10 protein-coding genes are annotated in these 13,073 nt (G+C 72.7%); 4 read left to right on the forward strand and 6 right to left on the reverse strand.

The genetic code is table 11. The features are described 5' to 3' along the window. Positions 1-199: 199 nt before the first annotated feature. From DEJ00_RS06480 to DEJ00_RS06495, 4 genes are all read right to left on the reverse strand, one after another. Positions 200-859: a hypothetical protein gene (locus tag DEJ00_RS06480; protein WP_181440097.1), complete on the reverse strand. Its 660-nt coding sequence runs from the start codon at positions 857-859 to the stop codon at positions 200-202. A 17-nt stretch (positions 860-876) separates the two neighbouring features. Then, positions 877-2,691 (reverse strand): alpha/beta hydrolase, encoded by a 1,815-nt coding sequence (locus tag DEJ00_RS06485; protein WP_111056772.1) that lies wholly within the window; start codon positions 2,689-2,691, stop codon positions 877-879. A gap of 138 nt (positions 2,692-2,829) precedes the next feature. Further along, the gene (locus tag DEJ00_RS06490; RefSeq protein ID WP_146247884.1) at positions 2,830-4,176 is read right to left on the reverse strand and encodes a M23 family metallopeptidase; all 1,347 of its coding nucleotides are present in this window, start codon (positions 4,174-4,176) and stop codon (positions 2,830-2,832) included. 74 nt (positions 4,177-4,250) lie between these two features. Further along, positions 4,251-5,918, reverse strand: a complete 1,668-nt coding sequence (locus DEJ00_RS06495) for a hypothetical protein (RefSeq protein WP_146247885.1) — start codon at positions 5,916-5,918, stop codon at positions 4,251-4,253. A 96-nt stretch (positions 5,919-6,014) separates the two neighbouring features. On the opposite strand from DEJ00_RS06495, the gene pyrE reads away from it, so the two are divergent. Further along, positions 6,015-6,566, forward strand: a complete 552-nt coding sequence (gene pyrE / locus DEJ00_RS06500; RefSeq protein ID WP_111056775.1) for an orotate phosphoribosyltransferase — start codon at positions 6,015-6,017, stop codon at positions 6,564-6,566. Further along, on the forward strand, positions 6,563-8,887 hold the full coding sequence (locus tag DEJ00_RS06505; protein WP_111056776.1) for a septum formation family protein: 2,325 nt from the start codon (positions 6,563-6,565) through the stop codon (positions 8,885-8,887). The genes pyrE and DEJ00_RS06505 overlap by 4 nt, the downstream gene beginning before the upstream one ends. Positions 8,888-9,057: 170 nt before the next feature. Here DEJ00_RS06505 and DEJ00_RS06510 read toward each other — a convergent pair whose 3' ends face one another. Further along, on the reverse strand, positions 9,058-10,011 hold the full coding sequence (locus DEJ00_RS06510; protein ID WP_111056777.1) for an aldo/keto reductase: 954 nt from the start codon (positions 10,009-10,011) through the stop codon (positions 9,058-9,060). Between the two features lie 108 nt (positions 10,012-10,119). Here DEJ00_RS06510 and DEJ00_RS06515 point away from each other — a divergent pair, with 108 nt between their 5' ends. After that, entirely contained in the window at positions 10,120-10,764 is a 645-nt protein-coding gene (locus tag DEJ00_RS06515; RefSeq protein ID WP_111056778.1) for a HEAT repeat domain-containing protein, read from the forward strand. 618 nt (positions 10,765-11,382) lie between these two features. Here the strand turns inward: DEJ00_RS06515 and DEJ00_RS06520 are convergent. Then, a complete protein-coding gene (locus tag DEJ00_RS06520) occupies positions 11,383-12,072 on the reverse strand; it encodes a metal-dependent transcriptional regulator (protein WP_027464846.1) in 690 nt (229 codons plus the stop codon). A gap of 37 nt (positions 12,073-12,109) precedes the next feature. Here DEJ00_RS06520 and DEJ00_RS06525 point away from each other — a divergent pair, with 37 nt between their 5' ends. Further along, positions 12,110-13,000: a CPBP family intramembrane glutamic endopeptidase gene (locus DEJ00_RS06525; RefSeq protein WP_181440098.1), complete on the forward strand. Its 891-nt coding sequence runs from the start codon at positions 12,110-12,112 to the stop codon at positions 12,998-13,000. The last annotated feature ends 73 nt before the right edge of the window (positions 13,001-13,073 follow it).

A 13,073-nucleotide genomic window follows, 5' to 3' on the forward strand; every position in this document is an offset into this window, starting at 1 on the left:
GGAGTTGCGCGTTCCGCAGGAGTCGCTGCATGTGGTCGTAGTGGTCGCGGTACGCGTCGAACTCTTGGTGCAGGGACATCTCGGCGACCTCGTGCTGGGTGAGGCCGGCTGCGTCGGTGGGCATCTGGGTTCCTCCTGCTGCGCACCCGGTCAGCAGTCCCAGGGTCAGGGCAGCGGTCGTGATGGCGCGGAGCATCGGTCAGATCTTCGGTGGGTTGATGATCGGGTCGTCCCATTGGGGGAACGCCGGGTAGACGCCGGGGAGGGAACGATCAGGGAAGTCGGCCTGGGAGCGTCCTGCCACGGCTCGCCGGAGCTTGTGTGCGTCGTTGGTCCAGAAAGGTTCGCTGTAGACGGTGAGGGGGTTGTCGCCGTTCTCTTGGGCGGTGTACTGGATCTGCCAGCCGTCGCCGGTGGTGGCCCAGATTTCTTGGTCGCCGGTGATGGTGCGGCGTTCGATGGTCCAGCCTTGCTCGGTGAAGTAGTCGATCATCGGTTTGAGTGCCTGCTGTTGGTCAGTGCCGCTGGGCGGGGACCAGAGCCGGGTGGTGCTCATGTCGTAGCTGTTCTTCGTGTCGGAGCCGGGCAGGGGTGCGACGCCGTCTCCGCCGATGCCGGGGACGTCGTCGCCGCCGCCCCATTCCCATTCGCCGTCGTGGACTTCGAGTTGCGCGTTCCGCAGGAGTTGTTGCATGTGTTCGTAGTGGTCGCGGTAGGCGTCGAACTCTTGGTGCAGGGACATCTCGGCGACCTCGTGCTGGGTCAGGCCGGCTGCATCGGTGGGCATCTGGGTTCCTCCTCCCGCGCACCCCGACAGCAGCCCGAGCGTCAGGGCAGCAGTCGTGATGGCACGGAGCATCGGTCGCATGGTCTTCATCATGGCGTCCCCGTCGCGATGATCTTCGCGATGGTCTGTTGTGCGGTGGCATCTCGGGACAGGTAGCCGACACCGCTGTCCGGGAACATGTCGTGCCCGGTGACGGCGCTGCCGCCAGGGGAATCATCAGCGCCGAACGTTTCGACGTCCGGAAGGTCGCGTGGATCGGTCCGTCCGATCCGGCCGAGGATCGCTGTGTGGTCAGCGGACCCCTCGGTCGCGTACACGTGGTCAACGTTGAGATGCTCGGGAGTCGTGGTGTCGGTGAATCCGACGGAGCCGTACGTGACGAGCGAGTCGACCCGGTACCGAGTCTGCGCGAGCGCTTCGGCCGCGGTGGTGGACCCGTAGGAGTGCCCGAGGACGGTCAGCGACCGCGGCGCGCTGCCGCGGCTGTCGTGGATGCCGTCGAGGAACGAGGCGAGATTCGCCCCACCCGCGGTCGCGCGCGCCTGGCTGGGGACTTCGACGGCGCCCGGTGCGTGGTACCCGATCCAGGACACGACCGCGAATGATTCAGACCGGCGCTGTTTCCACGCGGTGCCCAGAAGACCGTTGGCGGCGCGGACCTTCTCGTCCATGCTGTCGACGGCAGTTGTCGCCCCGGGGACGTTGACCGTCACGTTCGACGCGGTGTCCAGGTCGCCGAGGACGACTGCGGCGACGAGTGAGCCGTCCGACACGCCGAACCCGACAAGTTGTGCCACGGCCCTCGACGGCCGGGGGATGGTGCGCGCGAGATCGTCGGCGTCACGGAGGCCGTCCCGAAGTGCCACCACCTGCTTCCGGAACTCGTCGAGGCTGACCGCACCGTAGGTGTAGGGCAGCCCCATCAGCCGGTACAGCCGCTCCGGGTCTCGTACCGCGGCCGAGAGGACGGCCCTGGACGCGATGTCGCGCTGCGCTGCCGGGACGCCGTCGAGTCCTGCGAACTGCAGCTGCGTGGCCAGGGGCAACGCCCGGACGTCGGCGTCGGTGAAGCCGAGCGCGGCCCAGGCCGCTGCGACCTCAGCCGGGGTCAGGGACGGATCGAGCAGCCGCTGCAGCCCGAGTGGAAGTTTGGAGGTGCCGGCGACGTCGAGCGCAGCGTTCGCGAGGGAACCGCCGCCAGCGGCCCTGAACGCGCTCGCGATCCGATCGATCCACGACGCGTCGTCGGCGTTCTCGGCAAGGTAGTCGGCGAAACCACCTGACAATGACGCCCTGTCGACCGGGACCCAGCTGCAACGGTTGCGGAACACAGCCCACGCGTTGCGCATCCGCACGAGATCCTGCTCCGTCGAGGAGTCCTGCACCCGGGCCACGGCAGCGAACTTCCGCAGCCGAGCGGGATCTGCCCCGCTCCGTCCTCCGGACCGGCCACCGGTGCGCTGCCGCGAACGCGCGCTGAACACCGCGGACACCGGAGAAGGTCGCTGCGGCCTGCCCGATGGTTCAGGGTCGAACACCGAGCTGCTCCAGTCGAGCACGGGTTGCAGCGGGAGCCCGCCACCGGCGCGCACCAGGTCACGGTCGGCTTCGCGCTGCCGCCACGCGGCGACGTCCGCCAACCGCTCGCGTTCGGTGTCTGCCTGCCGCTGCGCGGTCCGAACCTGTTCGACCAGAGACTCGAGCGCCGTCGCCAACCGGGTTCGGTCTTGCGACTCCGTCACCCGAGCGGCCTCGAACAGCCGCGAGTAGGCGCCGTCGAAGTCGTGCAGGGCGGCCTCGGCGTTGTTCCGTCGTGGTTGGGCGCTGGCACGCAGCGAGAGCGCCACCTCGGCTGCGCAGTCGGCCAACCGCGACGCGGCTGCGTCGTCGAACTCGATCCCCATCGTCCCCCCACCATCCGAACTGGTCGATGGGGGAAACGTAGCATTTCAGCGGTGCAGTACGAAATGACAACGATGCGCTTGTGGAAACAACAAACCGCCGCCCACTGGGAGTGGACGGCGGTCTGGTGAGCGGGCTGGCTAGAAGGCGACCCCGCGTGCACCCATGAAGGGCACCGGGTCGGTGGTGGCGCCGTTGATGTGCACCTCGACGTGGCTGTGGCAGCCGGTCGACGCCCCGGTGGAGCCGACGAGCGCGATGAGCTGTCCCGCCGCGACTCGCTGGCCCTGGGTGACCCGGAAGCCACCGTTGACGATGTGCCCGTAGGCGGTCTGCACGCCGTTGCCGTGGCTGATCCGGACGTAGTTGCCGTACCCGCCGTACCAGCCGACGTAGTCGACGGTGCCGGCCGAGGCCGCGACGATGGGCGTGGAGCAGCCGCTCGCCAGGTCGGTGCCCTCGTGCATGGTGACGACGCCGGTGATCGGGTGCACGCGGTACCCGTAGGGGCTGATGACGTAGCCGCTGGCCGGGCGGACCCAGCCGGTCCCGGAGCCCGCGCCGACGGAACCGCCGCCGCCCGAGCCGCTGCTCCCGGTCGACCCGCCACCCGACGACGAGCCCCCGCCGGAGTTCGCGGCTGCCGCTGCTGCCGCCGCCGCTGCGGCCGCGCGCTGTGCCGCTTCGCGCGCAGCCTTCTCCTCCGCCGCCTTGCGGACGCGCTCACCCTTGGCGAACTCGGCTTCGGTCCGGACACGGCCGGAGGTCAGGGTCGCGAGCTGGGCGTCGAGTCGGGCCTTGTTGGACTGCTGTTCGTCGTAGGCGGCCTGCACGGCGTCGGATGCCGCCTGGGCTTCCTGCATGCGGTCTTCGGCCTCGGCAGCGAGGTCGCCCAGCGCTTCTGCGGCGCGGTCGGCCTGTGCCTCGAGCGAGCTGGCGACGGCGGCGTCGGCGCTCGCGGCGGCCTGCACACGCTCGGCCTGCTCGGAGAGCTTGCTCAGCGCACCGAGGTTGTACAGCAGATCACTGGCGTCTTCGCCCTGGGTGATCACCGAGGTGGTGACGTCGGCGCCCCCGGAGCGGGACATCTGCGCGGCGAACTGCCCGGCCTGCGCGGCGCTCTGGTCGGCGACCTTCGCGTGCTCCTTCGCGTCGGCGCGGAGCTGCTGTTCCTTCTCGGCCGCGGTCTGGGCCTTGCGCTGCGCCTTGTAGAACACGTCACCGAGCTTCTTGGCCTTGGCCTCGGCAGCGTCGACCTTGGCGTCGAGCTCGCTGATGATGCCCCGGATCTCGGTGATCTGCCCCTGCTTCGCGGATTCCTTGCCGCGGGCGGACTCCACTTCGTCCCACGTGGGGTAGGTCACCGCCTGGGCGGCCGGAGCGTCGGCGATGACCGTGCCGACGAGGCCCGCGAGCGCCAGGCCGGTGACGGCGAGGCGCAGGCGCACGGGGACACGGTGGGCGCGGGGGCTGGTGGGGCGAGACATCGAGCACGAGCCTATACATCCGTACAGCGAGCATCGGACGGCAACGCGCCGCTGTGGACAACTTCAGCAGTGCATCAGAAGCCGCGGTCGCGTCGGATGACGTCGGCGCTCCCGACGACGTCGCGCCGCAGGATGGCCTGCCCCGCGGTGCCGGCGTAGTCGTAGACGTCGAACCCGGTGCAGTGGGTGATCGTCGCCGGGGGCCCGAGGGAGTCCTCGACCGCGGTGGTCCAGAGGTCGTGCGACCCGACCACCACGAAGCTCGGGTCGGCGTCACGGTAGGCCCCGAGGTCGACGAGCCAGGGGTACGTCTCGAAGGTGTCCCGGACCTGCAGCAGCCCGACGTTCCTCGACGCGTAGGTGGCGAGGGGCCGGACGGTCCAGAACTGCCCGACGCCGGTGACCTGGCGCCCGTCGGCCCAACGGTCCAGGCACGCCGCCGCCGGGTACCGCGCGGTCGCCACGGCGTGGGCGGTACCGGGGGCCACGGCGATCCCGGTCGCGAGCACGGCGGCCATCGCGACCGCCACCCCGGCCCGGACCCCGCGGTGCGGGCGGTGCACGCGGGTGCGGCGGACCGCGGTGCGGGTGAGCTCGGCCACGGCGACGAGCGCGAGCAGCGGTGCGGTCACGATCGGCTGCAGGTAGCGCGGGGTCTCGGACCCGGCGACGACGACCCCGACGGACACGGCGACGACGGTCACCAGGGGCAGCAGGGTCGCGACCAGCACGGTGCGTGCGGTGCGGACCCGCCAGGCCCAGACCGTGCCGCCGACGGTGACGAGCACCCCGGCGAACAGCAGCAGGAGCCCGAGATCGCCCGGTGCCGTGCCCGCCCGGTCGTCGGTCAGCGCCGCGAAGAACCGCAGGGTCTCCCCGGCCCGCGACGGCTGCACGTACGTCGCCGGGTCGAGGGAGACGAACGGCCGGAGCGGGATCCGCACCAGGTACCCGACGACCGATCCGACCGTGACGGCACCGGCGAGCAGCGCGGCCGGACGCCACGGCACCCGCCGCGCCAGCACGAGGAGCCCGAGGGTGACGACCACCGGGGCCGCTGACCACGGCACGTACAGCGGGTTCGACGCGGTCGTGCACGCGGCGACGAGTCCGAGCACCACGAGCAGTGGCACCGACGCTCGGCCGAGGCGCACCGCCCGCAGCACGAGCACCGCGGTGCCGAGCATCGCCAGCACGGCGCCGTAGTAGTAGGTCGTGGTGAGCAGCAGGGACGCCAGCTCGAGCGACGTGGCCGTCGCCGACGACTCGGTCAGCACCAGCAGCGTGACCAGACCGAGCGCCCCGGCCGACACCGCGATCCGGGCGGGGCGCCCGGCGGACGGCATCAGCTCGTTCGCGGCCGCCCGCACCAGGGCGTAGACGGCGAGGAGCACGAGCACCCCGTTCAGCGCCAGGGCCTGCTGCGGCGTGGCGGTCACCAGCGAGCAGAACAGGTACACGGGCAGCTCGGGGAAGAAGAACAGCGCGGGCGACATGGCCCACTCGAACGGCTGGCCAGCCTGCAGCGAGCGCTGAACGAGCGGCAGCAGCACCGAATCGCCGTCGTACCAGAGCAACGCCACCCGCTCCGTCGCGATGACGTGGCGCAGGGCGACGACGGCCAGGGCCAGCGCGACCAGGCCGCCCAGGGCCTCCCGTCCGATCGTGACGGCCACCTCGCCGGGCCGCCGGTCGCCGGACGGAGCCGGCTCCACGGCGGGGCGGCGCGGTGCTCGGGACATGCCCCGGAGCGTACCGAGGCCGCCTCGGTGCCGGCACCCCGCGGCCCACAGGCTGGGGGAGCGCATTGCGGGTCCGACCGACTACCCTTGTGGGCTGTGACCGACGCGCGCGAACAGTTGATCCAGTACATCTCCTCCGAAGCGGTGTTCCACGGCGACTTCACCCTGACCAGCGGGAAGAAGGCGACGTACTACATCGACCTGCGGAAGGTCAGCCTGGACCACCGCGTCGCGCCGCTGATCGGGCAGGTCATGACCGAGCTCGTGCAGCAGGTGCCGGACGTCTCCGCCGTCGGCGGCCTCACCATGGGCGCCGACCCCATCGCCAGCGCCGTCCTGCACCAGGCCGCCGCCCAGGGGCTGACCTACGACGCCTTCGTCGTCCGCAAGGAGCCGAAGGACCACGGCCGCGGCAAGCAGGTCGAGGGGCCGGACCTCAAGGGCAAGCGCGTCGTCGTGCTCGAGGACACCTCCACCACCGGCGGCTCGCCGCTCAAGGCGGCCGAGGCGCTCGAGCGCGAGGGCGCGATCGTCGCTGCCGTCGCGGTGGTCGTGGACCGGGACACCGGTGCCAAGGAGTCGATCGAGGCGGCCGGCTACCCGTACTTCGCGGCCATCGGGTTGGCTGATCTGGGGCTGACCGCGTGACCGAGGAGCGTCCGGACGACGCACGCGAACCCGACGGCACCGCCGGCCCGGCAGACGGGGACGACGGCCTGGAGGCTCGGCGTGCGTCCGGCTCGGACGCTCCGTTCCACGGTCTCCGCAGCGCTGCGGACATCTTCGGCGCTCCGCGCGGCGAGGAGGACTGGCCGTCGCGACGGGAGCGCCGCGAGGCGGAGCGCACCGCCCGCGAGACGGGCGCGCCGCTGCCGGAGCCCTTCGTGGCCGAGGGCGAGGCGGAGCCTGCTGAGGCCGAGGCCGAGGCCGAGGCTGGGGCTGCGGCAGCTGCTCCTGCGGCGCCTGAGCCTGCTGCTCCGGCGCTCGACGACGGCGCGACCCAGGCCATCTCGATGCCGCCCGAGTTGCTCGCACCCTCCGAGAACCCCGACGCCGTCGTCGAGCACGAACGCTCCACACTGCACGACCGGATCCCCGCCGCCGCCGACGCCCCGCCGGACTCCACCGCGCCGCACCCGTCGTCGATCGTGCTGCCGACGGCGCAGACCCACCGGGACGAACGTGCCGCCGCATCGAAGGCCATCGAGGACGAGCGTCGCCGCGTCGACCCGTTCGGTGAAGGTCGTGCCGACGTCGACTGGCTCGGCCGCGCGACCGGGAACCACCCGGAGTCCGTGCCGCCCGCTGCTCCCGCTGCACCCCAGCCCCTCGGCGTCGAGAACGTCCTGCCCCCGACCGAGGAACCACCGACCTTCACCGACCTGCTGCGCATCACCAGCACCGGGCCGGTCCCCACGCAGACCGGCGCGCACGACCGGCCGTTCGACTGGGCGATCGGTGACGACGAGCCCGGCGAGGTCCCGGCGACGCTGACCACCGACTCGTTCGACACCACCGCACTGTCCGCCGGGTCCTGGTCGCTCGCCGACGAGTCCGACGACGAGGACGAGGTCGTCGCCGGCGAGGCCGACACTCCGGCCTCCGGGCTGCCGCAGGCACCGCGGACCTACCCGGTGCCGCCGGCGGTCCCCGTGCCGCCGGTGGTGCCCCCGGCGGTCCCGGCAGCGCCCGTGTCGGACACGGCTGCTCCGGCTGCCGTGCCGGATGCCGACGCCGCTGGTGCTGCCGCTGCCGCTGGTGCTCCGTCGGAGGCGACCGAGGCAGTGGACGCACCCCGTCGGCCCGCCGGAGACGTCGTGCCGGACGCGACCGAGGGCCTCCAGGCCGACGCCCCGACCACCGCGATGCCGGCGGCCGGGACCCCCTGGTGGTCCGAGCCCGACGCGACCGTTCCGCCGACCGCAGCACCTCCGCTGGTCGAACCCACCGGTGCACAGGAGTACCCGGCGCACCTGCCGCCGTCGGTGGGGCAGGACCTCGACGCCGTTCTGGGACTGCGTGGGAACGACACCGGTCCGCAGCCGGAGCCCCTGCCCGCCGCGGCGCCGGACGACCTGGACCAGTCCGAGTGGGACGGCCGCGAGACCAGCGACACGAGCGCCATCAAGGACCTGTTCGGCACCGAGGCGGTCGGGCAGCTCGGTGGCACCGGCTACGACCCCGAGGACACCGGGACGCGGATGATGCCGGCGGCTGCCGTGCCTGCTGCTGCCGCCGCTCCTGCTGCTGCCCCCGCGCCCGCTGCGGCCGGACGGCCCGCCGGCGGTCCGGACCGGCCGTCCGGCGAACGCGACAACTTCATCAACGAGGGCTTCGCGCGGCTGCGGAACGAGGGCAAGCGCGGCAAGCAGCTGCTGATCTACGGGTCGATCGCGCTGATCCTCGTGCTCATCGTGCTGGTGTTCCTGCTGTCGAAGTGGATCCTCGGCAACAACATCGCCGACCAGGCCGTGCCGACGAAGTCGCCGGCGGCCGCTTCGGCGCCGGCGACACCGAGTGCTGCGCCGTCAGCGTCGGCCTCGCAGTCGAGCGAGGCCGCCGCGCCCGCCGCCACGCTGCAGTTCGCCACGACGCCGGCGTTGCCCGGCGAGCACCCGTGGACCGATCTGGCCGGCGGGGAGTGCCTGTCGCCGTTCACGAACGCGTGGTCGCAGACCTTCACGGTGGTGGACTGCACGACGCCGCACATCGGGCAGCTCACCGCACGACTCCCGGTCCAGGGCGACACCTACCCGGGCACCGAGGCCCTCGCGACCCAGGCCGCCGACCAGTGCCAGTCCGACGCGGCGCTGAACGCCTCGGCCGCCGCTGCCGTGGGCGACGTGCAGGTGCAGGGTTCCTACGCGCCGGACCAGGCGACGTGGGACCAGGGTGACCGGTTCATCTCGTGCTTCGTGACGCGGTCGTCGGGGCAGCCGCTGACCGGGTCGTTGGCGCCGGGGGCGTAGGCGCGGGTCGCTCGGCGGCGGCGGCGGCGGCGGTCGGTCGGGCGGTGGGGTCCGACGCGGAACGACGATGTCGACGTCGTACGACAGCGACATCGTCGTTTCGCGTTCGCGTCCGCGTCCGCGTCTGTTTCCGCCCGCGACCGCCGGCGTCGCTCGACAGCGCGCGGGTGTCAGGCGCTCGCGGGCACCTTCGCCGACACGTCGGACAGCGTCTGCAGCTCGTCGGCGCTGAGCTCGAGCTCCGCCGAGGCCAGCAGCGCCGGCAGCTGCTCGGTGTTCCGGGCGCTCGCGATCGGCGCGACGACGTCGGGCTGCGCCTGCAACCAGGCGAGTGCGACGGTGGCGATCTCGGAGCCGTGCGCGTCGGCGATCGAGGACAGCGCGTCCACGACGGCGAGCCCCTCGTCGGTGAAGTACCCGGACACCTGGCCCTCGCGGTCCTTGCCGGCGAAGTCGTCCTTCGAGCGGTACTTGCCGGTCAGGAACCCCGCGGCGAGCGAGAAGTACGGCACGACGCCGAGTCCGTGCTCGTGCGCGAGCGGCGCGATCTCCGCCTCGAACGGCTGGCGGGTGACCAGGTTGTAGTGAGGCTGGATGGCGACGGGCTGGGCGAGCCCGTTCTCCGTTGCGATGCGGATCCACTCCGCGGCGCGGTCCTTCGAGTAGTTCGAGATCGCGGTGTAGCGGACCAGTCCGTCCTGCACGAGCTGGTCGAAGGCGCGGACGGTCTCCTCGAGCGGGGTCGACTGGTCGTCGAAGTGGGCGTAGTACAGGTCGATCCGGTCGGTGCCGAGGCGCTCGAGGCTGGCGCGGGCGGCGGCGGCAACGGTGTCCGCGGCGAGGCCCTGGAAATCCGGGTGCTGCGAGCCCTTCGTCGCGATGACGACGTCGTCCCGCTTGCCCGAGGCACGGAGCCACGAACCGATGACCCGCTCGGACTCACCGCCCGAGTTGCCCGGCGCCCAGGCCGAGTAGACGTCCGCGGTGTCGATGAAGTCGCCACCGGCCGAGGTGTAGGCGTCGAGGACCTGGTGCGAGGTCGACTCGTCCGCCGTCCACCCGAAGACGTTGCCGCCGAGGGCGAGGGGGAACACGTGCAGGTCACTGGTACCGATGCGGGGCATGCGGACGTCCTTTCGTGGTCGTGGGTGCGGTGGGAGCGGACCGCACGTCTCCCGACGCTATGCCCCGATGCTTGACACGGCCCCGGCGCGAGGGGCTTCGATGGAGGGATGACCACGCTCACCGACGCCCTCGCCGACCCGCGATCCTCCGCCCGGCTGCAGGCCGTGATGGCCGCGGGGACCACCCCGGACCCCGCGGACCTCGAGGTGCTCGTCGCGCAGTGCGCCGTCGAGCCGGACTTCTTCGTCCGCGACATGCTGACGTGGGCACTCACCCGGCACCCCGCCGACGACGTCGTGGCCCGCGTGCTGCCCGAGCTCGAGCGCCCCGATCCGCAGGCTCGCAGCCAGGCGCTCCACACCCTGTCGAAGATCGGTGACCCGGACGCGTGGCCCGCGGTACGGCCGCTGCTCGAGGACCACGACGACGAGGTGCTCCGCGCGGCCTGGCGGACGGCCGTCGCACTGGTGCCGGACGACGAGCGGGCGTCGCTCGCGCGGACCCTCGCGGTGCAGCTCGGCATCGGCGACCGCGAGCGTCGGCTCAGCCTGTCCCGTGCCCTGGTGGGCCTCGGCGAGGACACCGTCGGACCCGTCCTCGCCTCGGCCGCCGAGCGGGGGACCGAGGCCGTCCGGGAGCACGTGCGCGAGACCGAACGACTGCTGCACGACCCGGACGCCGCATCTGCGCTCGCCCTCGAACGCGCCCGGCGCGAGGTCGCCCTCGGCCGGACGCGCTCCGTCAAGGGCTAGGGCCGTCGGGCGCGCCCGGCCGGGAGCGCCGGGTGGTCACGAAGCGTCGCCGCCATGGTCGTGGGGCGGCCGCGTCGCGCGGTCACGACACCCCGTGGGTGGGGTGCCGGGTGGTCGCGAACCGTCGGTTGCGGGGCTCCCGGGTGACGGTTCGTGACCGGTGGGGGAACGTGAGCGGGGTGTCGTGACCGGTGGGGCGCCGGACGGGAGGCGCGTGGCGGCGGGGCACCGGGCCTCCCGTCCGACGCCACGCGCGTTCGCGGGCCGCGGTGCGGTCACGACACCCCGTGCGCTGGGCGCCGAGTGGTCGCGAACCGTCGGCTGCGGGGCTCCCGGGCGACGGTTCGTGACCGGTGGGGGAAGGTGAGCGGGGTGTCGGGACCGGTGGGGCGCCGGACGGGAGGCGCGTGGCGGCGGGGCAACGGGCCTCCCGTCCGACGCCACGCGCGTTCGCGGGCCGCGGTGCGGTCACGACACCCCGTGCGCTGGGCGCCGGGTGGTCGCGAACCGTTGCCTGCGGGGCTCCCGGGCGACGGAGCGTGACCAGTCGGCGGACGTGAGCGGGGTGTCGTGACCGGCCAGCCCGCGCACGCCAGCCGGCCAGCCCGCGCAGCGGGGTCAGTCGCCGTCGGGCGCGAGCCAGATGGACGACGCCGCCGCGGCCGGCAGGTCGACGAGGGACTCCGAGCCGTCGGTGGCCCGCCGCGACACCGCGATGACGCCGGCGTAGTCCCGCACCCGCTCGACGCGCAGGTGCGTGCCCAGCCCCACCCCGAGCTCGTCGAAGTACCGCAGCAGCGAGGGATCGTCGTCCGAGACGCGGTCCACGGTGCCGCACGCTCCCGGCTCGATCGCACCGAGGAGGGTGCCGGGGGAGTCCGGCACGATGCCGTCCGCACCGGGGATCGGGTCGCCGTGGGGGTCGTGCGTCGGGTGGCCGAGGTCGGCGTCCACCCGGTCGAGGAACTGCTCCGACACGGCGTGCTCCAGAGCCTCGGCCTCGGTGTGGACCTCGTCCCACGAGTAACCGAGCCGCTCCACCAGGAACGTCTCGATCAGCCGGTGCCGCCGGACCATCGCCACCGCGACCTGCTGCCCGAGCGGGGTGAGCACGACGCCGTAGTACGGGGTGTGCTCGATCAGGCCGTCGCGGTCGAGCTTCTTGAGGTTGCCCGACACCGTCGACGCCGACACCTTCAGGGACGCCGCGATGTCGCGCGTCGCCAAGCCGGGTCCGCCGCGCTCGCTGGCCTTCCAGATGAGCTTGACGTAGTCCTCTGCCATGGTGGACAGGGAGGGCAGGCGCATACCGCCAATCGTACGTCCCGCCTGGTACAACCAGCAGATGACCACCACCGCCCCCGTCCGAGCCGCTCGCCGCCGCTGGCCGGTGCCCCCGTCGCTGCTGCTCGGGCTCGCGCCGATCGTGGTCTTCGCAGCGATCAGCGCCTGGCGGTCACGGCCGAGCGACGACTACGCGACCCTCGGGCAGACGGTCGACAGCGTCGTGCACGCCCTCGTCATCCCCGAGGGCATCGCCGTCGCGGCACTCGCCCTGTTCGTCACGGCGCTCGGCTGGTGGCGGATCGCCACGGTCGACCCGGTCCGGACGCGACTCCGGTGGACGATGGTTGCGCCGATCCTCGTGCTCGTGGTGTGCGTCGTCCGGCTGCCCCTGATCGACTGGACCGCGCTGCCCGCGCACTACTTCCTGCTGCTCGCCGTCGGGGTGCTGTTCGTCGGGGTGTTCGAGGAGCTCATGGCCCGCGGCACCCTGCTCGTGGGGCTGCGGCGGCGCCTGCCGGAGACGGGGGTGTGGGCCCTGTCGTGCGCGCTGTTCGGGCTGCTGCACCTGCTCAACGCGCTCGCCGGTGCCGGCATCGGGCCGACGCTGGTCCAGGTCGTGTTCGCGGCGTCGTTCGGGTCGACGCTGTACGTCGCGCGACGGCTGACCGGGTCGCTGCTCGCCCCGGTGCTGCTGCACGCCTTCTGGGACTTCGGGTCGATCGGGTTCACGGCGACCACGGACCCGGGCGACTTCGGGAAGCTGACCCTGCTCGGCCTGATCGGGCTGTTCTCGTTCGGGGTGCTCGCGTTCGGCATCGTGGCCGGCGGGATCATCGCCTGGTACGACGACCGGCCCCGTCGGCTCGCGAAGCGGTGGCGGACGGTGCCGCCGATGGCGGCGGTCGTGGTGCCGGGAGGCGAGCCGCGCCTCCAGGTCGACGTGGTCTGAGGGAACGGATCCGACGCGCGGCGCGACGACGGACGCGGCGACGACGGATGCGGCGCCGACGGGCGCTGGGCGA

Source organism: Curtobacterium sp. MCLR17_039 (assembly GCF_003234745.1).
Taxonomy (GTDB): Bacteria; Actinomycetota; Actinomycetes; order Actinomycetales; family Microbacteriaceae; genus Curtobacterium; species Curtobacterium flaccumfaciens.